We start from the raw sequence: 24,114 nt of genomic DNA, 5'->3' as shown, positions 1-24,114 counted from the left end.
GCTGGAATCCTTATTGATGCACGGCGAGTTGATAGGCCGTGTATTTACGAACGTTGATCACGCCGGTGTCGAAAATCAGGTACTGCCCCTTGATCCCCAGCAGCGTGCCTTCGGCAATCGGGTTCTTGTCCAGGTTGAAGCTGACGATTTTGGCCGGGTATTGCTCGACCGGATAGCGGATTTCGAGCGGTTCTACATCGGCAATCGTCTGAATTGCCTGTAGGCCGAATCGCTGTTGCAGACCTTGCAAGCCTTCAGCGCAGCTTTCAAACAGTTGATCGCGCACTTGCGCCAGGTCCACCGCCGCCGCATCGCCCTTGAGCAAGGCGCGCCAGTTGGTCTTGTCGGCCACCTGACTGCGGAACAGGTCTTCGACGAAGCCCGACTGCTGACGCGTGGCGACGCGCATGATCGGCAGCGCCTGACTCGCGCCCTGATCCAGCCAGCGGGTCGGCAACTGGGTAGCACGAGTGATGCCAACCTTGATCCCCGACGAGTTGGCTAGATAGACCACGTGATCGGTCATGCAGAATTTTTCGCCCCACGCCGGCTCACGGCAGGTGCCGGCCTCGAAGTGGCAGCGCTCCGGGCTCATGATGCAGAGGTCGCACTGGGCCAGTCTGGTCATGCACGGGTAGCAGTAACCCTGGCTGAAACTGGTTTTGGTCTTGCGCCCGCAATGGGTGCAATGAATCGCCCCCAGGTACTCCAGACGCACCGTAGTGCCGATCATGGGGTTGACCGGCACCTCGACGTCATCGAGACGAAACGCGTATTGCACGTTCGGCCCGTCCAGGCGCGCCGACATTTTGCTGATTGCACCGCGGCCAATCTCGATCAATGGATGGCATCCGATTTGAACAGGATGTTCGGCACTTCGATCGACTTCGACGCACATTCCTGCGGGCCCATGTAACCGGTGCGCTGGTCTTCAGGCAGGTTCTGGATTTCCCAGGCGATCATCGCCTGCAGCGACAGCTCGCGCTGTTCGGCGGTGAGTTTGCCACCGTCGGACCACTTGCCGATTTCCACGGCGAGTTTCAGGCTCTCGTAGATGTCCGGGGTGATGTTCTTGATCATGTCGTTAAAAGAGGACATCTGGGTCTCCGTGCTCTCTATTCACTGAAAATGTTAGGCGGCCAGTTTACGGCGGTTATACAAACCGCCCAACAAACCGGTGAAGCATCCGATGAGTAACCCGCTGACGTGGGCGGCGTTGGCGATCTGGCCGAACCCGATCATCGAGACCAGCCCGGACATGCAGATCACCAGCCACACCAGCATCATCACCAGCACGCCACGCGGCAGGCGATACGCCGGGTTCGGCGCCAGCAACTGGAAAATCCAGCAGTGGCCAAGCAGTCCGTAAAGCACGCCGGACAAGCCGCCGAACAGGCTCGGGCCGCTCCAGGCAAACTGCGCGTAGTTCGACACCAGGCTGAACAGCAGGGTCAGCCCGAGCAGATTGATACTGCCCTGACGTGACTCGATGCGCCGCCCCAGCTCCCAGTACCACATGCCGTTCATGGCCAGGTGCAGGATGCCGAAATGCAGCAGCATCGGCGTGAACAGGCGCCACCACTGCCCCGCCGCCAGGCTGTCGGCCAGCGGCGTGAACTGGATGTACTCGCCGACCACGCGAAAATCGAGGAAAGTCAGCCAGCGGATCGTTTCGAGGTTGTCGCCCAGATAGGTCAGGCCACCGACCAGCAGACTCAGCAGCAGGATCAACCCGGTGGCCTTGGCGTGTTTGAGTTGTTCGGCGAAGCTCGGGCGCTTGAAGGTTGGCGCCAGCGGGATGTCCAGTTGCTGATCGGGATCGCCGGCCGGGAAGCGCTCGTACAGCGAACGTACGTCTTCGCTGATTTCCGCTGGCGCCCACAGCACCTGCTCGCCCGCCTCTTCACTGACCCGATGCGGCACCTGCATCCGTTGCAGCAGCTTGACGAAACCACTCAAATCCACCGCCAGTGGCAGACGCAATACCGCTACCGCACTCATTGCAGCACCTCCGGCCGCTCGACATCGACCCAGACAAATTTATGCGGATCCAGGCGTGTTTCCTGATCCAGACGATAGGCCACCAGTTTGCCGTAGAGCACCGCGCTGTAATCGAGACACGCGAGATTCGGGCGGATCGGCGCCGGTTTGCCGCTGCGCCAGTAATGGCCGACGAACAACAACGGCTCGTCGATGCCGTAGCGCAGCAGGTTGTTTTTTTCACTGGAGGTCAGCGGTTTCTGCGCCACCGGCTCAGGCAGTGCATCCGGCTGGAAGACAATGTCGCCGTAGGTTTTCGGATCGTCTTCCCAGAACTTGGTACGGAAGAACGAACGCACCAGACCGTCGCCACTGGTCATGGTCAGGCCATCCGGCAGGCGCATGTCGGTGCCGCGCAGCAAGCGGTCGAACACGGTGCAGGCGAAGCTGCCGGGCACGGCCGAGGCCTGGAGAAAGTGCTCGTCGATACGCGCATCGGGGAACAGACCGCGCAACGGTTCGATCAGGCTGGCATCCCAACAGGCGTGCACCACGCGGAATCGTCCGGCATCGACCACCAGCGGCAGTTCGTAGAACCAGTTGAGGAAGTCATGCCAGTCGCCCGGATGGTCTTCGAACTGGGTCAGGGTTTCGTGCAGCAGGCGTGCATGACGCGGCGTGTGTTCGCGCACGAACTGCTTGCCGCTGCCCGGCAGCGCCGGCGTGCTCCAGCCCAGTGCGTTGAATTCGTGATTGCCCATGATGCACAGCGCCTGCCCGGCCTCGACCATGTCGTGGACGATGTGCAGGGCTTCGCGGATCCGCGGGCCACGGTCGATGATGTCGCCGACGAACACGGCCATGCGCGATGGATGCCGCCAGACCCCGCCCTGCTTGTGATAACCGAGGCGGTCAAGCAAGTGTTCGAGGGTCAGGGCGCATCCGTGCACGTCACCGATCAAGTCATAACTGCGCGCGGGATCGAGCATCAGTCGCCTCCACCACCCAACTTGCTGCCCCAGCCGAGTTTGGTCCGGCAGACTTCGTAGTAATTGTGGTCGAGCGGATGAATCAGCCGCAGCTTCTGGGCTTTCTTGCTGACGGTGATGGTGTCGCCCGGCGCGCAAGTGAAGTGGTTCTGCCCGTCGCAGGAAACCTGCGGGTAGATCTGCATGTTTTTCGACACGACGATTTTCAGCTCACTGTTGCCATCGACCACAATTGGCCGGCTCGACAACATATGGGGGTACATCGGCACGATCACAATGGCGTCGAGCTTGGGATGCATGATCGGGCCACCCGCCGACAACGCGTAAGCGGTGGAACCGGTCGGGGTGGCGACGATCAGGCCGTCGGCCTTCTGGCTGCAGACGAACTGGCCGTCGATGTACAGCTCGAACTCGATCATCCGCGTCGATTTGCCCGGGTGCAGCACCACATCGTTCAGCGCATCGCCCTGGCCGATGGCCTCGGCGTGGCGGCGGACTTCGGCTTGCAGCAGGAAACGGTTTTCCACCAGATAGTGGCCGTCGAGCACCTTGGCCACTTCGACTTCCAGCTCATCGGGGCGAATATCCGTCAGAAAGCCGAGGCTGCCACGGTTGATCCCCAGCACTGGAATATTGTGCTTGGCCAATGCGCGTGCAGCTCCGAGCAAACTGCCGTCACCGCCGACGACGATGACCATGTCGCAGACTTCGCCGAGCATCTTGCGCGACGAGGTTTGCAGGCCGTGGCCCGGCAGGACTTCGGCGATGGTGTCTTCGAGAATCACGTGCAGGTGACGATCGAGCAGAAAGCGTTTCAGTCGGCGGACGGTATCCAGCACCTGGGAACTGCCCAGGCGACCGATGATGCCGATATTACGAAATTGCTCCATGGGACCTCTGCGGACAATCGAAAACGCGAAAAGCACGATTATGGGCGAAAGCCCGCCATAGACAAAATCCTTTCAGCCTCAAGGGTGCGCGCGTGTTTCAGGCTATGCTCGCAAGATGATCCTGTTTCCCGACCTGCTCCCGTTGCCACATCAATTACGCCATCCCGAAGTGCGGGATCTGGCGTGGGTGATTCTCGCCCCGCCGATGCTCGCGGCGACGCCTTGGCCGCAACGCCATCCGCTGGCCGGCAGCGATTGGGTCAGCGATCCCGCGCGCCTGGAGCAGTGGCTGCGGCAACTGGATCGGGACAGTTATGGCTTGCTGCATTGGCTGTCGCAGGCGCGCACCCGGCGACTGGGCTTGTATTACGAACGGTTGTGGCAGTTTGCCGTGGAGCATGCGCCGGGCATCGAACTGATTGCCGCCAACCTGCCGATCCGCCGCGAAGGCCACACCCTCGGTGAACTGGACATGCTGCTGCGCGACCGCGACGGCGTGCATCACCTGGAGCTGGCGATCAAGTTGTACCTGGGGCCGCAGCACGGTGACGGCCACGACCCGGCGCAATGGCTGGGGCCGGGTTGTCATGATCGACTGGACCGCAAACTGGCGCATCTGGCCGAACACCAGCTGCCGATCTCGGCGCGCCCGGAAAGCCGTGCGGCACTGGCCACGCTGGATATCGAAGTGTTCAGTGCGCAGTTGTGGCTGGGCGGCTACCTGTTGTACCCGTGGCCCGGTCATGCCGAGCCGCCGAAAGGGGCGCATCCGCAGCATCTGCGCGGCAGTTGGTTGCATCAGAAGGACTGGCCGGCGTTCGTCGCCCAGCGCCCGGCCGGACGCTGGCAACCGCTGCCCCGCCATGCGTGGCTGGCGCCGGCGCACTACCCGGCGGATCAGACCTGGAGCGCTGAACACCTGCAGAGGTGGCTGGACACCCTGGAACCGATGGCTCCGGCGCAACTGATGGTGCGCCTGACCGAGAATGCCCGGGGCGAATGGGAAGAGGCGGAGCGGTTGTTTCTGGTGGCGGATCTCTGGCCGAATGTGCCGGGCCAGGCTTGAGATTTTGCGGCGTTTGCACCGGCCCCATCGCTGGCAAGCCAGCTCCCACAGGGATCTTCTGTGTGCTCACTTTCTGAGCTGCACCACAAAACCTGTGGGAGCCGGCTTGCCATGGATCTACTGTGTGCTCACTTTCTGAGCCGCATCACAAAACCTGTGGGAGCGGGCTTGCCAGCGATCTTCTGTGGGCTCACTTTCTGAGCTGCACCACAAACCCTGTGGGAGCTGGCGTGCCAGCGCTCTTCTGTGTGCTCACTTTCTGAGCTGCACCACAAACCCTGTGGGAGCTGGCGTGCCAGCGCTCTTCTGTGTGCTCACTTTCTGAGCTGCACCACAAACCCTGTGGGAGCTGGCGTGCCAGCGCTCTTCTGTGTGCTCACTTTCTGAGCCGCATCACAAAACCTGTGGGAGCTGGCTTGCCAGCGATGGGATCAACTCGGTCTAAAGGGATAACCGCAACGCCAAAGCCGCCAAGGTCATCAACAACACCGGCACCGTCAGCACAATCCCGACCTTGAAGTAATACCCCCAGCCGATCCGGATATCCTTGCGCGCCAGTACATGCAACCAGAGCAACGTCGCCAGACTGCCGATCGGGGTAATTTTCGGCCCCAGGTCGCTGCCGATCACGTTGGCATAAATCATCGCTTCCTTGACCACACCGCTCGCCTGGCTGGCATCAATTGACAGCAAACCGATCAGTACCGTCGGCAGGTTGTTCATGATCGACGACAACAGTGCTGTCAGTACCCCGGTGCCCAGCGCCGCGCCCCACACGCCATAACCGGCGAACACATCCAGCCATCCAGCGAGATAGCCGGTCAGCCCGGCATTACGCAGACCATAGACCACCAAGTACATGCCCAGCGAGAAAATCACGATCTGCCACGGCGCTTCTTTGAGCACCTTGCGCGTGGAGATCTTGTGACCACGGGCAGCGATCCCCAGCAGCAATGCAGCGCAGACTGCGGAGATCGCGCTGATCGGGATGCCCAGCTGTTCGAGGAAGAAGCAGCCGATCAACAGGATCACCAGCACCACCCAACCGGCGTAGAACGTGGCCTTGTCGTGGATCGCCGTATGCGGTTGTTCAAGCTGTTCGGGGTCGTAGGCCTTGGGGATGTCGCGGCGGAAGAACCACATCAACACGCCCAGGGTCGCGGCCACGCTGACGAAGTTGACCGGTACCATCACCGCCGCATAGCGGTTGAAGCCGATGTGAAAGAAGTCCGCCGAAACAATGTTGACCAGGTTCGACACCACCAGCGGCAGGCTCGCGGTGTCGGCGATGAAACCGGCGCCCATGACGAACGCGAGGGTTGCCGCCGGGGAAAAGCGCAGCGCCAGCAGCATCGAAATCACGATCGGCGTGAGGATCAGTGCCGCGCCATCATTGGCGAACAGCGCCGACACCAGCGCGCCGAGCAGCACCATGTAGGCAAACAGCTTGCGCCCACTGCCCCGCCCCCAGCGCGCCACATGCAGCGCGGCCCAGGCGAAGAAACCGGCTTCGTCGAGCAACAGACTGATGATGATCAGTGCGACGAAGGTGCCGGTGGCGTTCCAGATGATCTGCCACACCAGCGGAATATCGCTCAGGTGCACGACGCCGAAGATCAATGCGAGCACGGCGCCGAGCGTCGCGCTCCAGCCGACGCCGAGGCCTTTGGGTTGCCAGATGACAAGGGTGATGGTCAGCAGGAAGATCAGTGACGCAGCGAGCATTCGCGACAGCCTTAATGAATGAAATAAACCAAACCACACAACTGTGGGAGCGAGCCTGCTCGCGAAAGCGGACTGTCAGTCACCACGAGGTGTGGCTGATGGCCCTTTCGCAAGCAGGCTCGCTCCCACAGGGTTTTCTCAAGCCGCAGCTCTGACCCGATTATTTTTTGTGTTGTTCCACAAATGTCCCATACGCATTGATGAAATTTTGCAGGAACGGCTTGACCGACTCGCTCAATTTGCCCGCCTCGTCAAACGCTGAACCCGCACCGCCCAGGTACGCTTCCGGCTGCTGCATGCACGGCACATCGAGAAACACGAAAGACTGGCGCAGGTGCTGGTTGGCACCAAAACCGCCAATGGCCCCCGGCGACACGCTGATCACCGCCCCCGGCTTGCCGCTCCAGACGCTTTTGCCATAAGGCCGTGAACCCACGTCAATCGCATTCTTCAAAGGCGCCGGCACCGAGCGGTTATATTCCGGAGTGACAAACAGCACCGCGTCGGAAGAGCCCACCTGCTGGCGGAAAGTGCTGTAGGCTGCCGGCGGTGAATCGCCGTCGATGTCTTCGTTATAAAGCGGCAGATCGCCAATTTCGACAATCTTCAGTTTCAGGTTCGCCGGTGCCAGCTCGGCCAGTGCCAGCGCCACTTTGCGGTTGATCGATGCTTTGCGCAGGCTGCCGACGACTACAGCGACGTTGTAGACATTGCTCATGGAAGACTCTCGACTGTCCGTGGGAAGAGCCAGTAGTTATAGATGATTCGATGACCGTTTCACCAGCGTGCGCAATAAATTCCTCCGCGCTGATTATTTTTTTCCTGCAGGAAAACTTACAGGGCTTGATGACGGTCTACCAAGCCGCAAATCAAGCGTTTTATCTCCAGAGGTTCTAAGCAGATGGCAGCAGTACTCGTCGGTCAGTTCCATGCAAGAGATGCGGAAGGCCGCGTTTATTCCGTGCATGAGTTCCAGGAATCCACCCCGTCGGCAGACGGTTTCACCGGCATGGAGCCTGTCACCACCTACAAACTGGCGATTGGCGATCGAGTCAAGAAACTCAGTGACAATGAGTTTTTGCTGGTTCAGTCGGACATCACCCTGATCCGCGAACCCGAGCCAACCGTCGCTCAATAACCGCGCGTTATGAGCAGAAGTCATATGCGCAGACTTGGGGTAGGATTCAGCCACTGACCCCACCTGCTGAACATGGACTTCACGCATGCGTTTACGTCATATCGAAGTGATTCAGGCGCTCTTGCAGACCGGTCACCTGGGCACCGCCGCCGAATGGCTGCAGCTCCCGGTGACTGACGTCGAAGAGCGTTTGCGCGAAGCCGAGAGCGAGTTGGGGTTCATGCTGTTCGCCAGCGTGCGCGGTCGATTGCAATCAACGCCCGAAGCGCGGGCGCTGCAGGTGGAAATTGCTCACGTCTATCAGGCGCTGGAGCCGGTGCAGCGTCTGGCCAGCAGCCTCAAGCAATACCTCGCTCCGCCCCTGCGCATCATCGGCACCCCGCCGCTGGCACAACAGCTGTTGCCGCAAAGCATCGCGCTGTTGCGCCGACGTTTGCCCGATGCGCCCTGCCGCTTGCTCAGCTCGCCCACGTGCGACATCGTTCGCAGCCTGCTGCTGCGCGAAAGCGATCTGGGCCTGAGCCTGCACGATCCGGAACACCCCGACATCCACTGCCAGCCATTGGCCCACGGCAAGCTGCAACTGCTCGCGCCGCACGGCTGGCTGCAACCAAAGCAGAAGTACATTTCCCTGCAGGATCTCGCCGGCCAGGCGATGGTCGGCCTCGAAGGCCACGACCCGCTGAGCCCGGCATTGGAGAACAAACTCCAGGCCCTGCGCCCGGCGCCGAGCATCCAGACCCGGGTGCAAACCCATCAGATGATGCGCAGCATGGTCGAGGCCGGCGAAGGCCTGGCCATCGTCGACCCGTTTACTGCGCTCGGTGCACGGGCGGGCGGCCTGGACGTCTGCCCGTTGTCACCGGCGGTGCCGATCAGCCTGTATGCGCTGAGCTACCGACACAACGCCACGCCGGCTGCAATACAAACGTTGTTGGCGATCGTCACGGAACAAGCCGAGGCGATGCTGGCGAGCTGAGCGGGTTTTCCAGCGGGTTGTCGAACAGTCGGTACCAGAACAGCGCAATTTCGGCGGTATTCGGGTCTATCCCGCGATAACGCAAATGGTCGATACCGCCAATCTCGTAGCCACAACGTTCGTACAAACGACAGGCACCGAGGTTGTTGTTCTGCGTCTCGAGCATGATCCCCGGCAGCTTCTTCTTGCGACTCCAGAACTGCGCGACATCCAGCAACGCCTTGGCGACGCCATGACGGCGTGCCGGTGCGTGCACCGCCAATTCATCGATGTGGGCAAAACCGTTCCAGTTGGTGCTGATCACCAGATGGCCGACCGGTTCGTCGTCCAGATACGCCATGAAAATCGCGCTGTCGGCGGCGTCGCGATAGCTGCTGAACTCTTCAGGATCGATGCCGTAGCACTTGCGGTACGGCACGATCGGCGTCACCGCCCAGCGATCGACCGGCTGGCCAATGACTGCCGCGCCATACGCAGCCACCTCGAAACTGAAGTCGCTGCCCCAGATGTACGCCGCAAAACCATCGTCGGCGACGCGCACCGACAGTCCTGGGTATTTTGGATTCATGACCGGTTGCATACTCGGAAAAGTCCTCATTCCTTGACGCAATCGACGGTGTACTGCCGTCCATTGCCTTCATCTTCATGTTGCAGTCCATGCACATCAGCGACAAAACCGGGAAAGCTGCTATCGAACGTGCGGGCAAATTTCAGGTAGTCGATGATCGAGCGGGTCGCCTCGGTGAAGCGCTCGCCAGGCATGATCAACGGAATCCCCGGTGGATACGGCACCAGCATTACCGCCGCGACCCGTCCTTCCAGCTCATCGATCGGCACCGCCTCGACCTCGCCGCGTACCAGTTGGTCGTAGGCGTGGGCCGGTTTCATGGCGATTTCCGGCAACACCGTGTACATGCGTTTCAGATGCTTGGCCGTGGCGTTGCTGCGGTAACAGGCGTGCAGTTGATCGCACAGGTCACGCAGGCCCATGCCACGATAGCGCGCGGTGTCTTGCTGCGCCACGCAAGGCAGGCAGCTCGCCAGACTGACGTTGGCGTCGTAGCTGCGTTTGAATTCGAGCAACTCGGTGAGCAGCGTGCTCCACTTGCCTTTGGTAATGCCCATCGAGAACAACACCAGGAACGAATACAGCCCGGTCTTCTCCACCACCAATCCGCGCTCCCAGAGGAATTTGCTGACCACCGCCGCCGGGATGCCCTTTTCGCTCAGCGCGCCGCCGGCATTCAATCCGGGCATGACCAGGGTCACCTTGATCGGGTCGAGCAGCACGTAGTCGTCACTGACTTCACCGAAGCCATGCCAGTCGGCGTCCGGCTGCAGCAGCCAGTCTTCGGTCTGCACCCGGTCGATGCCTTCGACGCCGGGCGGCTGCCAGATCGAGAACCACCAGTCATCCGCCGCAATGTGCTGGCGCAGATTGGCCAGCGCCCGGCGAAAACTCAGCGCCTCATCAAAGGTTTCCTGCAACAGCGAACGCCCGGCCGGGCCTTCCATCATGGCCGAGGCCACGTCCAGCGAGGCGATGATGCTGTATTGCGGCGGGGTCGAGATGTGCATCATGAACGCTTCGTTGAAACGATCACGGTCCAGTTGCCGCGCACCACCGTCCTGTACGTGAATCATCGAGGCCTGGCTGAACGCAGCGAGTAGCTTGTGCGTGGAATGTGTAGTGAACACGAGTGGGCTGTCCTCTGTGCGCGAGGTGGCCATGCCATAGCGCCCGGCGAAGAACTCGTGAAACGCCGCGTAGGCATACCACGCCTCGTCGAAATGCAGCACTTCAACGCTATTGCCCAGGCTCTGCTTGATCAGCTCGGCGTTGTAGCACAGGCCGTCGTAAGTCGAGTTGGTGACTACCGCCAGTTTGACTTTCGGCGCCCGCCCCTTGGTCAGCGGGCTGGCGTCGATCTTGGCCTGGATCGACTCGCAGCTGAATTCGCTCAGCGGAATCGGGCCGATGATCCCCAGTTCATTGCGCTCGGGGCACAGGTACAACGGGATCGCGCCGGTCATGATGATCGCGTGCAGCACCGACTTGTGGCAGTTGCGATCGACCAGTACCAGATCATCCCGACCGACCATCGAGTGCCAGACGATCTTGTTGGCAGTCGAGGTGCCATTGATCACGAAAAACGTGTGATCGGCGCCAAAATTGCGCGCTGCGCGTTCTTCGGCCTCAGCCAACGGGCCGGTGTGATCGAGCAGCGAACCGAGTTCCGGCACCGACACCGACAAATCCGAACGCAGGGTGTTTTCGCCAAAGAACTGGTGAAACGCCTGCCCCACCGGACTCTTGTGATAGGCCACGCCACCGCCATGCCCGGGGGTGTGCCAGGAATAGTTGGAGTCGGCGGTGTGCTGCACCAGCGCCTTGAAAAAAGGCGGCAGCAGGCCATCCAGGTATTTGCGCGCCGCCCGCGCCACTTGCCGGGCGAGAAACGGCACGGTGTCTTCGAACAGATAGAGAATGCCGCGCAACTGATTGAGCTCGGCCATCGCATCGGCCGGGGCGTTTTCCAGGGTGACCTGTTCGCCGAGGGCAAAGATCGGCAGATCCGGAGCCCGAACCCGCGCCAGACCGATCAGTTCGGCCATGTTTTGTAACAGATGGGAATTGGTGCTGGCGTCTTCGGCAGCGATGAGCATGCACGCCAGACCATGATGGGTTGACGCCACCAACCGCCCTTCGGTGTAGTCGATGGCCGAAACGATCTTGAAACCTTCCTGCTCCAACTCCCGGGCGATGCCCCGGATACGCTCGCCGGCGACCGTGTCGGCCTTGATGTCGCGGTGGACGATCAACACCGGAAACTTCAAATCTTTGTACATGAGGCTCAGTGTCCCGAGGCGGCGGATCAATGTCTGCCAATGCACTCAGGGTAGAGGGTTGCAGCAAAAGTGGCGAGGGTGGCCAGTTGGCTTCATTCAGCCAAAAGCAAAAGATCGCAGCCTTCGGCAGCTCCTACAGGGATCGCATTCCAATGTAGGAGCTGCCGAAGGCTGCGATCTTTTGATCTTTTGATCTTTTGATCTTTCAGGCCTGAGCGTCAGCTTCGGCGATCTGCGTCCACAGCGCCGGGCCACCGGCCGACTTGGCAATGATCTCCAGCCGCGCCAGGTGCTCCGCCAGCTCGTCTTCCGTCGCCCGGATGATCCGCGCAGGCTGACGATTCGCCGGCAGACGACGGATTTCGGTGGCGGAGTTGTCCGCGCCCTCGCCCGTGCCATTGCCGTCGGAAGCGTTGCCGGCCAGCGACAGGCTGGTCTGGCCACCGGTCATGGTCAGGTAGACGTCGGCGAGAATCTCCGAGTCGAGCAAAGCGCCGTGCAGTTCACGGCCGGAGTTGTCGACGCCATAACGCTTGCACAAGGCGTCGAGGCTGTTGCGCTGCCCCGGGTGACGTTCCCGCGCCATCATCAGGGTGTCGAGAATGGTGCAGTGCTGCGTGATGTCCGCACGATCGTGCTGGCCCATCAAGGCGAATTCGTTGTTGATGAAGCCAACGTCGAACGCCGCGTTATGGATGATCAACTGCGCGCCATTGATGAACTCGAAGAACTCGTCGGCGACCTCGGCGAAACGCGGTTTGCCGACGAGGAATTCGTTGGTGATGCCGTGAACGCCGATCGCCCCTTCATCACTCTCGCGATCCGGTTGCAGGTAGACGTGAAAGTGCCGGCCCGTCAGGCGCCGACCGATCAGTTCGACACAGCCGATTTCAATGATCCGGTGACCATCGGTCACCGGCATGCCGGTGGTTTCGGTATCGAGTACAACGGATCTGGTGGCCATCAGTGTTCAGTTCTCAACGGGGTCAATCGTGCAAAAGCGGCGATGTTAACACGCTCACGGTGCGCGTCGCCCACCACCGCTTGATCGGCGCCGATAACCCTATAGGAGCTGCCGCAGGGGGAATGCATTCCAGATGGCAGGAGTGAGCCTGCTGGCAATCAGCTCTGCTTGTAGCCGCGCACTTCATCTACCCCACGGTTGGCCAATTGGTCAGCCCGTTCGTTCCCGTGATGACCAATGTGCCCGCGCACCCACTTCCAGGTGACCTTGTGGCGATTGACCTGCTCATCCAGCTCTTTCCACAGGTCGGCGTTTTTCACCGGTTCTTTCGCGGCCGTTTTCCAGCCGCGTTTCTTCCAGTTGGCCATCCACTCGTTGATGCCTTTCATCACGTACTGCGAGTCGGTCACCAGCAGCACTTCGCAAGGACGCTTCAGGGCTTCAAGGCCACGGATGGCGCCGAGCAGTTCCATGCGGTTGTTGGTGGTGTTGGCTTCGCCGCCCCACAGTTCCTTTTCAACGCCCTTGCACACCAGCAAGGCGCCCCAGCCGCCCGGGCCGGGGTTGCCCTTGCAGGCGCCGTCGGTGAACAGTTCTACGCTATCGACGCTTTCGCTCATGCCACGCTATCCAGATAAATGCCTGGCCCCGTCAATCGCGGATCGACGATGGCCGCGGCCGGAGCAGGTCCGGCCACTATAAAAAGAAGGTTTACGGTTCGATCCGACGGCGGTTGACCTTGGCCATCGGCAGCGGAATCAGCTTGCCCATCGGCTCGCGACGCTCCTGACGCAACGGTCGCAGGCCAACCACGATCTTGCGCGCGACCAATAAATAGAAGCCACCGCCCGACAGTTGCCAGTCGCCGGCCTTGCGTTCCCAGCCGGCCAGTCGGGCCTGCCACTTGGGCGACGCGAGCGGCGGACGATAGCACCCGAAGCGGCGTTTCTCCAGCGCAAAGCCCAGCAGGTTGAGCCAGTCGGCAACCCGCGACGGCGAGATGCAGCGCGCCTGGCGCAAGGCGTCGTGGGCGAACACATGGCGCAGGCCCCAGGTGCTCCAGGGATTGATGCCGATGATCAGCAGATGCCCGCCGGGGCGTACGCTGCTCGCCGCTTCACGCAGCAATCCGTGGGGCGACAGGCAGAAATCCAGACCGTGCTGCAACACCACCACGTCGGCGGCGTGCTCGCTCAACGGCCAGGCCTGTTCCTCGCAGACGATCTCGACCCCCGGCAATGGCGCGCCAAGCCGCACGTTGCGCTGCACCTGTGGCGCCGACGGCGGGGTCTGCGCCGATGGCCCGTAATGCACCAGATAGCCGCCGAAGAACCGCCCCAACTCGTCTTCGAGCATGCGTCGTTCTTCATCCAGCAGAAATTGCCCGAGCGGGCCGGCGAGCCATTCACGGGCCGCGCCGATCAACGCCAGCCAGTCGGGATCGGCCTGAGCGAACGCTTTATCGGTCATGTCATTCTCCAACGCCGCTAGAAGCTCTAAGATGCGCCAATGTTTTCCGCTTGGCGAATTCCGACGATGATACAGATCAGTGCCCTGCCCGCGTTCACCGACAACTACATCTGGTTGTTACAGGATCACCGCACCCAGCGCTGCGCCGTGGTCGATCCGGGCGATGCCGCGCCGGTGCAGGCCTGGCTCGCCGCACACCCGGGCTGGGTGCTGAGCGACATTCTGATCACCCATCACCACCACGACCACGTCGGCGGCGTCGAACGCCTGAAAGCCGCGAGCGGCGCCACAGTCTACGGCCCGGCCAGCGAAAACATCCCGGGGCGCGATGTGGCGCTCAAGGACAACGACACGGTCAGCGTCCTCGGCTGGGACTTCGATGTCTATGCGGTGCCCGGTCACACCCTCGGCCACATTGCCTATTACCACCACGGCCTGCTGTTTTGCGGTGACACCCTGTTCGCCGCCGGTTGCGGGCGCCTGTTCGAAGGCACGCCGCAACAGATGCACCACTCGCTCAGCCGCCTCGCCGCGCTACCCGAGGATACGTTGGTGTATTGCACCCATGAATACACTCTGAGCAACCTGAAGTTTGCCGCCGCGGTCGAACCGGGCAACCCGGACATTGCCGCCCGTCTGGAAAAAGTCGCTCAACAACGGGAAAAAGGCGTGATGACCCTGCCGTCGACCCTGGCCCTGGAAAAGCTCACCAATCCGTTTCTGCGCACCTCTGAAACATTAGTTACACAAAAAGTGGACGAACGGGCAGGCGCTCAAAACCGGGCGCCGAGTGAGGTTTTTGCGGCTCTGCGGGCGTGGAAAGATAAATTCTAAGTGACTCGCCCCCTGGTACAAAAATTCTGAATGGTTGACCGCAGGGGGTGCGCTTTCTAGAATCGCCCGACATTTTTGCCCGGAACTTACTTCCAGCCAATGTCGTCATCCATACGTAAGTCCGTCAATTCAGACACGTTGACCCGCCTGGCCCAAGCCATCGCGGTGGCTGTGTCCGCCACATTGGCGGGCTGTTCCAGCCATGCTCCGCAGACTGAAGCGACCCATACGCCGAACATTGCTGCGCGAGCCAAGCAGAAACCGATCTGGCTGAGCGAAAAGCCCAGCCCGCAGGTGCCTCAGGACATCTGGGAGCGCATGCGCGGTGGTTTCCAGCTGCAGGACGGCCTGGGCGTCAACCCGCGCATCGAGCAACAGCGCCTGTGGTTCGCCAGCAACCCTTCTTTCCTCGAGAATGCCGGCGAACGCGGCAGTCTCTACATTCATTACATCGTCGAGCGTCTCGAAGAGCGCAACATGCCGCTGGAACTGGCCCTGCTGCCAGTGATCGAGAGCGCCTACAACCCGATGGCCTACTCGCGCGCCGACGCCTCGGGGCTGTGGCAATTCATTCCGTCCACCGGTCGCTACTACAACCTGCGCCAGACCCGCTTTTATGACGGCCGTCGCGATATCACCGCCTCGACCACCGCTGCGATGGATTACCTGACCCGTCTGCACGACATGTTCAACGGCGACTGGCTGCTGGCCCTGGCGGCCTACAACGCCGGTGAAGGCACGGTGAGCCGCGCCATCGAGCGCAACGAGAAGCTCGGCCTGCCGACCGACTACTGGAACCTGTCGTCGTTGCCGGCGGAAACCCAGGCGTACGTGCCGAAACTACTGGCCCTGTCGCAAGTGGTGCTGGCCCCGGAAGCCTACGGGGTGAACCTCAACCCGATCGCCAACGAACCGTATTTCCAGGTCGTCGAAATCAACCAGCGCATGGACCTGTCGAAGGTCGCGGCGGTGGCCAACATCGACGAAGACGAACTGTTCCAGCTCAACCCGGCCTTCAAGCAACGCACCACCATCGACGGCCCGCAGCATCTGCTGGTGCCGACGTCCAAGGCGCAACTGCTGACCGCCAGCCTGCAGACCATGCGGCCTGAAGAACTGATCAGTCCCCGTTCGTTGAAACCGGTATTCGACGGTGCCGACCCGACCGAGGTGGCAAAGCTCAAACGCGCCTATCGGGTCAAACGCGGTGACAACCTCGGTTCCATCGCCAAGGCCAACAAGGTCGAAGTCAAGGACCTGCAGCGCTGGAACAAGCTGACCGGCAAAAACCTCAAGGTCGGCCAGACCCTGGTGATGCAGGACACCACCAAGCGCGCCCCGGCTCGTAACAGTGGCCGGATCAACACGGTGATTGCCGCCAACAGCAAGACCAAAGGCAAGGCCGACAGCCAGCAGCAGACCCAGTACAAGGTCAAACGCGGCGATACCCTGTACGTGGTGGCCAAGCGTTTCAACGTCGAGATGCAGCATCTCAAGCGCTGGAACCCGGGTGCCGGCAAGGCCCTCAAGCCTGGGCAGATGCTCACGGTTTATCAGCCGCACTGACAAAGAGCCCCTGAAATTCAGGGGCTTTTTTTTATTACCAGAATATTGTCCCTGATGGATTCCTTGTGGTGAGGGGATTTATCCCCGATGGGGGCCCCTGCCTTCCAAAATCCACGGGGACTGCTGCGCAGTCCATCGGGGATAAATCCCCTCGCTACAATGCAAACCGGGTGAGAATTGCACGCCGATTAACAGCCCATTAACCCGCATCTTTTTCCTGTCCAGACAAGCTGTTACTGTACGGCCCACAAAGCCCAAGCCGCCTGGATCGGATCTGACTTGAAGCGTCCCCTCCTCCTGCTCCTGATCAGCCTGGCCTTGAGCTCACCCGCAAGCGCGACGATTACCGAGAGTCACGGTTATGCGCAGTTCGGCACGCTCAAGTACCCGGCCAGATTTACCCACTTCGACTGGGTCAACCCGCAAGCGCCCAAGGGCGGTACGTTGCGGGTGATGGCGTTCGGCACCTTCGATACGGTCAACCCGTACACCTTCAAGGGCACCAGCCCGGTCACCACGCCGAATTTCCTGCAGTACGGCATCAACGAGCTGAACGAGCCGCTGATGGTCGGCACCGGCCAGTATTCGCCGTCCGGCGACGAGCCGGCATCGAGCTATGGTTTGATCGCGCAGTCGGTGGAATACAGCGAAGATCGCAGTTGGGTGGTGTTCAATCTGCGCCCGGAAGCACGTTTCCACGATGGCACACCGATCACCGCCTACGACGTGGCGTTCTCCTATCGTTTGCTGCTCAAGGACGGCCACCCGCTGTACCGCACTGCCCTGCAGGAAGTCTCACGGGTCGACATCCTCAACCCGCAGCGCATTCGTTTCGTGATGAAACGCTCGGGCAATCCGTTATTGATTCTGCGCCTCGGTGAGCTGCCGGTGCTGCCACAGCATTACTGGAAAGATCGCGACTTCAAGGCCACCACCTTCGAGCCACCGCTGGGCAGCGGGCCGTATCGCATCACCTCGGTGACGCCGGGGCGGCAGCTGATTTTCGAGCGGGTCAAGGATTACTGGGGCAAGGACCTGCCGGTCAATCGCGGCAAGTACAATTTTGATCGCATGGAAGTCGAGTTTTACCGCGACAGCGACGTGGCCTTCGAAGCGTTCAAGGCCGGTGAATTCGATATCTACATCGAGCATCAGGCGAAGAACTGGGCCAATGGCTACAACTTCCCGGCGGTGCGCCGTGGCGACGTGATCAAGGCGCAGATCGCGCATCAGATCCCGACCCAGAGCCAGGGCCTGTTCATGAACACCCGGCGCGCGACCTTCAGCGACGTCAAGGTGCGAGAAGCGCTGGGCCTGATGTTCGACTTCGAGTGGACCAACCGCGCGCTGTTCAGCGACGCCTACCAACGCACCACCAGTTACTACCCCAACAGCGAATTCAGCGCCAGCGGCCTGCCGGTCGGGCACGAATGGCTGATGCTCAAGCCGTATAAAGATCAGTTACCGGCGAAGCTGTTCACCGAGCCGTTCACCTTGCCGCAAACCGATGGCCGTGGCATCCCGCGAGAAACCATGCGCAAGGCCCTGGCGCTGCTCGCCGAGGCCGGCTGGAAGCTCAACGGCCAGCGCCTGCAAAACACTGCCGGGCAGCCGCTGAGCTTCGAACTGCTGCTGGTCAATCCGAACCTTGAGCGGATCCTGCAGCCGTACATCGAAAACCTCAACAGCATCGGCATCGATGCGCGCCTGCGCACGGTAGATCGCGCCCAGTACAAACAGCGTCTGGATCAATTCGATTTCGACATGATCCTGATGACCCTCAACCAGACCCTCAGCCCGGGCCTGGAGCAGTGGCAGTACTTCCATTCCAGTCAGGTCGGCGTCAAGGGCAGCAAGAATTACGCCGGCATCGCCAACCCGGTGGTCGATCACCTGCTCGAACAATTGCTCGCCGCGCAAACCCGCGACGAACAGGTCGCCGCCGGCAAGGCGCTGGACCGCGTGCTGCTGTGGCAGCACTACAGCATTCCCAACTGGTACCTCAATTATCACCGACTGGCCTACCGCAACCGGTTGGCTTTCGTCACCACGCCGCCCTACACCCTGGGCCTGAGCGCGTGGTGGCTGAAATCTTCGGAGAACAATAAATGACCCCCATCCGTGCCCTGCTCCTGCAGGCCAGCGGTCTGCTGTTCGCCGGGCTGGCGATTGCCGCCCCGCAACACGCGGTGACCCTGTACAACGAGCCGCCGAAATACCCGGCGGACTTCAAACAGTTCGATTACGTGAACCCCGACGCGCCCAAGGGCGGGATCTTCCGCCAGGCCGGATTCGGCGGCTTCGACAGCCTCAACCCATTCATCAGCAAAGGCGTGCCGGCCGATGACGTCGGGCAGATCTACGACACCCTGACCAAGCACAGCCTCGACGAACCGTTCACCGAATACGGCCTGATCGCTGCGAAGATCGAGAAAGCCCCGGACAACAGCTGGGTGCGTTTCTACCTGCGTACGGAAGCGCGCTTCCATGACGGCCATCCGGTGCGCGCCGAAGACGTGGTGTTCAGTTTCCAGACCCTGACCAAGGACGGTTCGCCGCTGTTTCGCGGCTACTACAGCGACGTCGATGAGGTGATCGCCGAAGACCCGCTCAAGGTGCTGTTCAAGTTCAAGCACACCAACAATCGCGAGTTGCCGCTGATCCTCGGCCAGTTGCCGGTGCTGCCGAAACACTGGTGGGCCAATCGCGATTTCACCAAGGGCAATCTGGAAATCCCGCTGGGCAGCGGCCCGTACAAGGTCGCCGAAGTGAAGGCCGGGCGCTCGGTGCGCTATGAGCGGGTCAAGGACTATTGGGGCAAGGATTTGCCGGTCAATCGCGGGTTCTACAACTTCGATGTGATGACCACCGATTACTACCGCGATAACACCGTGGCCGTCGAAGCGCTGAAGGCCGGGCAGTTCGATTACTGGCTGGAAATGACCGCGAAGAACTGGGCCAACGCCTACAACATTCCGGCGGTCACCGAAGGTCGGCTGATCAAGGAACAGATCGCCAACAGCAACCCGACCGGCATGCAGGGCTTCGTTTTCAATTTGCGCCGTCCGGTGTTTCAGGATGTGCGGGTGCGCCAGGCGCTCGGCCTGTTGTTCGATTTCGAGTGGACCAACAAACAGCTGTTCAACGGTGCCTACTTCCGCACCCGCAGCTATTTCGAGAACTCGGAAATGGCCGCCACCGGCCTGCCGGACGCCGAGCAGCGGGCGATCCTCGAACCGTTTCGCAGCAAACTGCCGGCGCAGGTGTTCAGCGAAGCCTTCGAGAACCCCAAGACCGACGCCAGCGGCATGATCCGCGCCCAGCAGCGCGAGGCCTATCAACTGCTGCAAGAGGCCGGCTGGAAGATTGTCGACGACAAAATGGTCGACGCCAGCGGCAAACCGGTGGTCATCGAGTTCCTCCTTGCACAGACCGAATTCGAACGCGTGCTGCTGCCGTTCAAACGCAATCTGGCCGACCTCGGCATCGATCTGGTGATCCGCCGTGTCGACGTTTCGCAATACATCAACCGCGTGCGCTCGCGGGACTTCGACATGATGGTCGGCAGCTTCCCGCAATCCAACTCGCCGGGTAACGAGCAGCGCGAATTCTGGATGAGCGCCGCCGCCGACAAACCGAGCAGCCGCAACACCATGGGCCTGAAGGATCCGATTGTCGATCAACTGGTGGAAAGCCTGATCAACGCCGATTCACGCAGCAGCCTGGTGGCCCATGCGCGGGCGCTGGATCGGGTGCTGCAATGGGGTTACTACGTAGTCCCCAACTGGCACATCAAGACCTGGCGCGTGGCTTACTGGAACCACATCGGTCACCCGAAAGTCTCGCCCAAATACGACATCGGGATTAACACCTGGTGGGTCAAGCCTGACGCGAAACCCGCCATAGAAGTCGAAACCAAACTGCAAGCCGACCCTGTGGGCACGGAGTAATCAGATGCTGGCGTATATTTTTCGGCGACTGCTGCTGATCATCCCGACCCTGTTCGGCATCCTGCTGATCAACTTCGTCATCATCCAGGCCGCGCCAGGCGGCCCGGTGGAACAGATGATCGCCAAGCTCGAAGGCTTCGAAGGCGCCACCAGCCGCATCGCCGGTGGCGGCGCCGAAGTCTCGGTGGCCGGCTCCGCCTATCGCGGCGCGCAAGGTCTGGACCCGGCGCTGATCAAGGAAATCGAGCACATGTACGGCTTCGACAAATCGGCCCCGGAACGCCTGTGGATCATGGTCAAGAACTACGCGAAGCTGGATTTCGGCGACAGCTTCTTCCGCGACGCCAAGGTCATCGACCTGATCAAGGAGAAGATGCCGGTATCGATCTCGCTCGGGCTGTGGAGCACGCTGATCATGTACCTGGTGTCGATCCCGCTGGGGATCGCCAAGGCCACGCGACACGGCAGCCACTTCGACGTGTGGACCAGTTCGGCGATCATCATCGGCTACGCGATCCCGGCGTTCCTGTTTGCGATTCTGCTGATCGTGGTGTTTGCCGGCGGCAGTTATCTGGACTGGTTCCCGTTGCGCGGCCTGACTTCGAACAACTTCGATGAGCTGAGCCTGAGCGGCAAAGTCCTCGATTACTTCTGGCACCTGGCGCTGCCGGTGACGGCGCTGGTGATCGGCAACTTCGCGACCATGACCCTGCTGACCAAAAACAGCTTCCTCGACGAGATCAACAAGCAGTACGTGGTCACCGCCAAGGCCAAGGGCCTGACGCGCAACCGCGTGCTCTACGGCCACGTGTTCCGCAACGCCATGCTGCTGGTGATTGCCGGGTTTCCGTCGGCGTTCATCGGCATCTTCTTCACCGGCTCGTTGCTGGTGGAGGTGATCTTCTCCCTCGACGGCCTGGGCCTGATGAGTTTCGAAGCGGCGATCAACCGCGATTACCCGGTGGTGTTCGGCACCCTGTTCATCTTCACCCTGCTGGGCCTGGTGGTGAAACTGATCGGCGACCTCACCTACACCCTGGTCGATCCGCGCATCGACTTCGCCAGCCGGGAGCATTGAGATGAACCTGTCCCCGCTCAACCGCCGCCGGTTCGAACTGTTCAAGGCCAACAAACGCGGCTGGTGGTCGCTGTGGCTGTTTCTGATCCTGTTCGGCCTGAGCCTCGGCGCCGAGCTGATCGCCAACGACAAGCCGCTGCTGGTGCATTACGACAACCACTGGTACTTCCCGGCGATCAAGCGCTACCCGGAAACCACCTTCGGCGGCGAATTCCCGCTGGAAGCCAACTACAAGAGCCCGTATATCCGCGAACTGCTCAAGGCCAAGGACGCGTGGGTGTTGTGGGCGCCGATTCCCTACAGCTACCAGAGCATCAACTACGACCTGAAAGTCCCGGCCCCGGCCCCGCCCTCGGCGGACAACCTGCTGGGCACCGACGATCAGGGCCGCGATGTGCTGGCGCGGGTGATTTACGGCTTCCGCATCTCGGTGCTGTTCGCCCTGACCCTGACCGTGCTCAGCTCGATCATCGGCGTGATTGCCGGCGCGTTGCAGGGTTTCTATGGCGGCTGGGTCGATCTGGCCGGGCAGCGCTTTCTGGAAATCTGGTCGGGGCTGCCGGTGCTGTACCTGCTGATCATCCTCGCCAGTTTCGTCCAGCCGAATTTCTGGTGGCTGCTGGGGATCATGCTGCTGTTTTCGTGGATGAGCCTGGTCGACGTGGTGCGCGCCGAGTTCCTGCGTGGGCGCAACCTCGAATACGTGCGTGCGGCGCGGGCGCTGGGCATGCAGAACGGCGCGATCATGTTCCGCCACATACTGCCCAACGCGATGGTCTCGACCATGACCTTCATGCCGTTCATCCTCACCGGTGCCATCGGCACCCTGACCGCGCTGGATTTCCTCGGCTTCGGCTTGCCGGCCGGCAGCCCGTCGCTGGGTGAACTGGTGGCTCAGGGCAAATCCAACCTGCAGGCGCCGTGGCTGGGCATCAGCGCGTTTGCGGTGCTGGCGCTGATGTTGAGTCTGCTGGTGTTTATCGGCGAGTCCGCTCGCGATGCCTTCGACCCGAGGAAGTGAAATGAATCAGGACAATCTGATCGAAGTGCGCGACCTCGCCGTCGAGTTCGGCTTCAACGAGCGACTGCACCGGGTGGTCGAGGGCGTGAGCTTCGACATCAAGCGCGGCGAAACCCTGGCGCTGGTCGGCGAGTCCGGCTCGGGCAAATCGGTGACCGCGCACTCGATCCTGCGCCTGTTGCCCTACCCGCTGGCCCGCCATCCGGCCGGCAGCATCACCTATGCCGGGCAGAATCTGCTGGACCTGAGCGAAAAGACCATTCGCCACATCCGTGGCAACCGCATCGCGATGATCTTTCAGGAGCCGATGACCTCGCTCAACCCCCTGCACTCGATCGAGAAACAGATCAACGAGGTGTTGGCCATCCACAAGGGCTTGAGCGGCAAAGTCGCGACCAAGCGCACGCTCGAGCTGCTGGAGATGGTCGGCATCCCCGAGCCGCACAAACGTCTCAAGGCCCTGCCCCACGAATTGTCTGGCGGCCAGCGCCAGCGGGTGATGATCGCCATGGCGCTGGCCAACGAGCCGGAACTGCTGATCGCTGACGAGCCAACCACCGCACTGGACGTGACCGTTCAGCTGAAAATCCTCGATTTGCTCAAGGAACTTCAGGCTCGATTGGGCATGTCGCTGTTACTGATCAGTCATGATTTGAACCTGGTGCGAAGAATTGCGCATCGCGTATGTGTCATGCAGCGCGGTTGCATCGTCGAACAGGCATCGTGCGCAGAGCTGTTCCGTTCGCCGCAGCATCCGTACACTCGGGAATTGCTCGGCGCGGAGCCCAGCGGAGGCCCGGCGACCAATATAATCGGGGCGCCGCTGCTCGAAGTCGAGAACCTGAAAGTCTGGTTCCCGATCAAGAAAGGCCTGCTCAAACGCACGGTGGATTACGTCAAGGCAGTGGACGGCATCAATTTCAGCCTGCCTCAGGGACAGACTCTGGGGATCGTGGGGGAAAGCGGTTCCGGCAAATCCACGCTGGGTCTGGCGATTTTGCGGCTGATCGGCAGCAAAGGCGCGATCCGCTTTGAGGGCAAGCAGCTAGACTGCCTGACGCAGAACGAGGTTCGCCCGTTGCGGCGGGAGATGCAGGTGGTGTTTCAGGACCCGTTCGGCAGCCTGAGCCCGCGAATGTGCGTCAGCGACATCGTTGGCGAAGGCCTGCGGATTCACAAGATGGGCACCGCGACCGAGCAGGAAGCGGCGATTATTGCGGCATTGAAGGAGGTAGGTCTGGATCCGGAAACCCGGCACCGCTACCCCCACGAATTTTCCGGCGGGCAACGGCAACGTATCGCCATTGCCCGGGCCTTGGTGCTGAAACCGGCGCTGATCCTGCTGGACGAGCCAACTTCGGCGCTCGACCGCACGGTGCAGCGGCAAGTGGTGGAGCTGTTGCGTTCACTGCAAGCCAAGTACAACCTGACGTATTTGTTCATCAGCCATGACCTGGCTGTCGTCAAAGCGCTGAGCCACCAGCTGATGGTGGTCAAGCATGGCCAAGTGGTCGAACAGGGAGACGCGCAAGCCATCTTTGCCGCTCCCAAACATTCGTATACACAGCAGTTGCTGGAAGCCGCTTTTCTGGCACCAGCCACTGCGCAATAACC

General features: G+C 61.1%; 22 protein-coding genes. 10 read left to right on the top strand and 12 right to left on the bottom strand.

Annotated features, from left to right (window positions below; genetic code table 11):
• Window positions 1–10: 10 nt before the first annotated feature.
• From HXW87_RS15345 to HXW87_RS15325, 5 genes are read right to left on the bottom strand one after another with little or no spacing between them, the layout of a single operon-like run.
• Window positions 11–841 carry a DUF2797 domain-containing protein gene (locus tag HXW87_RS15345; RefSeq protein ID WP_239776492.1) on the bottom strand — a complete coding sequence of 277 codons (831 nt, stop codon included), beginning with the start codon at window positions 839–841 and terminating at the stop codon, window positions 11–13.
• Entirely contained in the window at window positions 838–1,098 is a 261-nt protein-coding gene (locus HXW87_RS15340; RefSeq protein WP_003224178.1) for a DUF1315 family protein, read from the bottom strand. Before HXW87_RS15340 ends, HXW87_RS15345 begins: the two co-directional genes overlap by 4 nt.
• Before the next feature lie 33 nt (window positions 1,099–1,131).
• Complete coding sequence (locus tag HXW87_RS15335; protein WP_041067247.1) at window positions 1,132–2,001, bottom strand: rhomboid family intramembrane serine protease; 870 nt, start codon at window positions 1,999–2,001, stop codon at window positions 1,132–1,134.
• Window positions 1,998–2,969 carry a metallophosphoesterase gene (locus tag HXW87_RS15330; protein WP_027613139.1) on the bottom strand — a complete coding sequence of 324 codons (972 nt, stop codon included), beginning with the start codon at window positions 2,967–2,969 and terminating at the stop codon, window positions 1,998–2,000. The genes HXW87_RS15335 and HXW87_RS15330 overlap by 4 nt, the downstream gene beginning before the upstream one ends.
• Complete coding sequence (locus HXW87_RS15325; protein ID WP_003224174.1) at window positions 2,969–3,859, bottom strand: NAD(+) kinase; 891 nt, start codon at window positions 3,857–3,859, stop codon at window positions 2,969–2,971. Before HXW87_RS15325 ends, HXW87_RS15330 begins: the two co-directional genes overlap by 1 nt.
• 115 nt (window positions 3,860–3,974) lie before the next feature.
• On the opposite strand from HXW87_RS15325, the gene HXW87_RS15320 reads away from it, so the two are divergent.
• Entirely contained in the window at window positions 3,975–4,925 is a 951-nt protein-coding gene (locus HXW87_RS15320) for a DUF1853 family protein (protein WP_239776491.1), read from the top strand.
• 441 nt (window positions 4,926–5,366) lie between these two features.
• Here the strand turns inward: HXW87_RS15320 and HXW87_RS15315 are convergent, their stop codons facing one another.
• Window positions 5,367–6,650, bottom strand: coding sequence for an arsenic transporter (locus tag HXW87_RS15315; RefSeq protein ID WP_047293716.1), 1,284 nt, complete (start codon window positions 6,648–6,650; stop codon window positions 5,367–5,369).
• 160 nt (window positions 6,651–6,810) lie between these two features.
• Complete coding sequence (locus tag HXW87_RS15310) at window positions 6,811–7,368, bottom strand: NAD(P)H-dependent oxidoreductase (protein WP_047293713.1); 558 nt, start codon at window positions 7,366–7,368, stop codon at window positions 6,811–6,813.
• A gap of 183 nt (window positions 7,369–7,551) precedes the next feature.
• On the opposite strand from HXW87_RS15310, the gene HXW87_RS15305 reads away from it, so the two are divergent.
• On the top strand, window positions 7,552–7,788 hold the full coding sequence (locus HXW87_RS15305) for a hypothetical protein (protein WP_041067263.1): 237 nt from the start codon (window positions 7,552–7,554) through the stop codon (window positions 7,786–7,788).
• Window positions 7,789–7,873: 85 nt separating this feature from the next.
• Entirely contained in the window at window positions 7,874–8,767 is an 894-nt protein-coding gene (locus HXW87_RS15300; RefSeq protein ID WP_182404361.1) for a LysR substrate-binding domain-containing protein, read from the top strand.
• Here HXW87_RS15300 and HXW87_RS15295 read toward each other — a convergent pair.
• The 5 genes from HXW87_RS15295 to HXW87_RS15275 form a co-directional block, all read right to left on the bottom strand.
• The gene (locus HXW87_RS15295; protein WP_239776490.1) at window positions 8,733–9,347 is read right to left on the bottom strand and encodes a GNAT family N-acetyltransferase; all 615 of its coding nucleotides are present in this window, start codon (window positions 9,345–9,347) and stop codon (window positions 8,733–8,735) included. The two genes, HXW87_RS15300 and HXW87_RS15295, sit on opposite strands and share 35 nt — an antisense overlap.
• A gap of 14 nt (window positions 9,348–9,361) precedes the next feature.
• A complete protein-coding gene (locus tag HXW87_RS15290) occupies window positions 9,362–11,617 on the bottom strand; it encodes an Orn/Lys/Arg decarboxylase N-terminal domain-containing protein (RefSeq protein WP_239776489.1) in 2,256 nt (751 codons plus the stop codon).
• A gap of 205 nt (window positions 11,618–11,822) precedes the next feature.
• The gene (gene dnaQ, locus HXW87_RS15285) at window positions 11,823–12,581 is read right to left on the bottom strand and encodes a DNA polymerase III subunit epsilon (protein ID WP_047293706.1); all 759 of its coding nucleotides are present in this window, start codon (window positions 12,579–12,581) and stop codon (window positions 11,823–11,825) included.
• A 158-nt stretch (window positions 12,582–12,739) separates the two neighbouring features.
• Window positions 12,740–13,201, bottom strand: a complete 462-nt coding sequence (gene rnhA / locus HXW87_RS15280) for a ribonuclease HI (RefSeq protein WP_003224162.1) — start codon at window positions 13,199–13,201, stop codon at window positions 12,740–12,742.
• A 91-nt stretch (window positions 13,202–13,292) separates the two neighbouring features.
• On the bottom strand, window positions 13,293–14,051 hold the full coding sequence (locus HXW87_RS15275) for a methyltransferase domain-containing protein (protein ID WP_047293705.1): 759 nt from the start codon (window positions 14,049–14,051) through the stop codon (window positions 13,293–13,295).
• Between the two features lie 66 nt (window positions 14,052–14,117).
• On the opposite strand from HXW87_RS15275, the gene gloB reads away from it, so the two are divergent.
• From gloB to HXW87_RS15240, 7 genes are all read left to right on the top strand, one after another.
• Window positions 14,118–14,885, top strand: coding sequence for a hydroxyacylglutathione hydrolase (gene gloB / locus HXW87_RS15270; RefSeq protein WP_239776488.1), 768 nt, complete (start codon window positions 14,118–14,120; stop codon window positions 14,883–14,885).
• A 99-nt stretch (window positions 14,886–14,984) separates the two neighbouring features.
• The gene (locus tag HXW87_RS15265; protein ID WP_239776487.1) at window positions 14,985–16,451 is read left to right on the top strand and encodes a LysM peptidoglycan-binding domain-containing protein; all 1,467 of its coding nucleotides are present in this window, start codon (window positions 14,985–14,987) and stop codon (window positions 16,449–16,451) included.
• A 279-nt stretch (window positions 16,452–16,730) separates the two neighbouring features.
• On the top strand, window positions 16,731–18,563 hold the full coding sequence (locus tag HXW87_RS15260; protein ID WP_239776486.1) for an extracellular solute-binding protein: 1,833 nt from the start codon (window positions 16,731–16,733) through the stop codon (window positions 18,561–18,563).
• Window positions 18,560–20,401, top strand: a complete 1,842-nt coding sequence (locus tag HXW87_RS15255; RefSeq protein WP_239776485.1) for an extracellular solute-binding protein — start codon at window positions 18,560–18,562, stop codon at window positions 20,399–20,401. Before HXW87_RS15260 ends, HXW87_RS15255 begins: the two co-directional genes overlap by 4 nt.
• 4 nt (window positions 20,402–20,405) lie before the next feature.
• Window positions 20,406–21,479, top strand: a complete 1,074-nt coding sequence (locus HXW87_RS15250; protein ID WP_095668974.1) for a microcin C ABC transporter permease YejB — start codon at window positions 20,406–20,408, stop codon at window positions 21,477–21,479.
• Window position 21,480: 1 nt separating this feature from the next.
• Window positions 21,481–22,500 (top strand): ABC transporter permease, encoded by a 1,020-nt coding sequence (locus tag HXW87_RS15245; protein ID WP_047293700.1) that lies wholly within the window; start codon window positions 21,481–21,483, stop codon window positions 22,498–22,500.
• A gap of 1 nt (window position 22,501) precedes the next feature.
• Complete coding sequence (locus HXW87_RS15240) at window positions 22,502–24,112, top strand: ABC transporter ATP-binding protein (RefSeq protein ID WP_239776484.1); 1,611 nt, start codon at window positions 22,502–22,504, stop codon at window positions 24,110–24,112.
• Window positions 24,113–24,114: the final 2 nt, after the last annotated feature.

Source organism: Pseudomonas sp. Y5-11, from assembly GCF_022368695.1.
In the GTDB taxonomy this organism is placed as follows: domain Bacteria; phylum Pseudomonadota; class Gammaproteobacteria; order Pseudomonadales; family Pseudomonadaceae; genus Aquipseudomonas; species Aquipseudomonas parakoreensis.
Note: the sequence above shows the minus strand (reverse complement) of the source record. Positions and strands in the feature narration are given on the sequence as shown.

Coding starts and splice junctions, on each gene's coding strand:
- HXW87_RS15330 (WP_027613139.1), bottom strand. CDS start 2,969: ATGCTCGATCCCGCGCGCAGTTATGACTTGATCGGTGACGTGCACGGA.
- HXW87_RS15340 (WP_003224178.1), bottom strand. CDS start 1,098: ATGTCCTCTTTTAACGACATGATCAAGAACATCACCCCGGACATCTAC.
- HXW87_RS15245 (WP_047293700.1), top strand. CDS start 21,481: ATGAACCTGTCCCCGCTCAACCGCCGCCGGTTCGAACTGTTCAAGGCC.
- HXW87_RS15305 (WP_041067263.1), top strand. CDS start 7,552: ATGGCAGCAGTACTCGTCGGTCAGTTCCATGCAAGAGATGCGGAAGGC.
- gloB (WP_239776488.1), top strand. CDS start 14,118: ATGATACAGATCAGTGCCCTGCCCGCGTTCACCGACAACTACATCTGG.
- HXW87_RS15315 (WP_047293716.1), bottom strand. CDS start 6,650: ATGCTCGCTGCGTCACTGATCTTCCTGCTGACCATCACCCTTGTCATC.
- HXW87_RS15240 (WP_239776484.1), top strand. CDS start 22,502: ATGAATCAGGACAATCTGATCGAAGTGCGCGACCTCGCCGTCGAGTTC.
- HXW87_RS15335 (WP_041067247.1), bottom strand. CDS start 2,001: ATGAGTGCGGTAGCGGTATTGCGTCTGCCACTGGCGGTGGATTTGAGT.
- HXW87_RS15325 (WP_003224174.1), bottom strand. CDS start 3,859: ATGGAGCAATTTCGTAATATCGGCATCATCGGTCGCCTGGGCAGTTCC.
- HXW87_RS15250 (WP_095668974.1), top strand. CDS start 20,406: ATGCTGGCGTATATTTTTCGGCGACTGCTGCTGATCATCCCGACCCTG.
- HXW87_RS15255 (WP_239776485.1), top strand. CDS start 18,560: ATGACCCCCATCCGTGCCCTGCTCCTGCAGGCCAGCGGTCTGCTGTTC.
- HXW87_RS15295 (WP_239776490.1), bottom strand. CDS start 9,347: ATGCAACCGGTCATGAATCCAAAATACCCAGGACTGTCGGTGCGCGTC.
- HXW87_RS15265 (WP_239776487.1), top strand. CDS start 14,985: ATGTCGTCATCCATACGTAAGTCCGTCAATTCAGACACGTTGACCCGC.
- HXW87_RS15275 (WP_047293705.1), bottom strand. CDS start 14,051: ATGACCGATAAAGCGTTCGCTCAGGCCGATCCCGACTGGCTGGCGTTG.
- HXW87_RS15310 (WP_047293713.1), bottom strand. CDS start 7,368: ATGAGCAATGTCTACAACGTCGCTGTAGTCGTCGGCAGCCTGCGCAAA.
- dnaQ (WP_047293706.1), bottom strand. CDS start 12,581: ATGGCCACCAGATCCGTTGTACTCGATACCGAAACCACCGGCATGCCG.
- rnhA (WP_003224162.1), bottom strand. CDS start 13,201: ATGAGCGAAAGCGTCGATAGCGTAGAACTGTTCACCGACGGCGCCTGC.
- HXW87_RS15300 (WP_182404361.1), top strand. CDS start 7,874: ATGCGTTTACGTCATATCGAAGTGATTCAGGCGCTCTTGCAGACCGGT.
- HXW87_RS15290 (WP_239776489.1), bottom strand. CDS start 11,617: ATGTACAAAGATTTGAAGTTTCCGGTGTTGATCGTCCACCGCGACATC.
- HXW87_RS15320 (WP_239776491.1), top strand. CDS start 3,975: ATGATCCTGTTTCCCGACCTGCTCCCGTTGCCACATCAATTACGCCAT.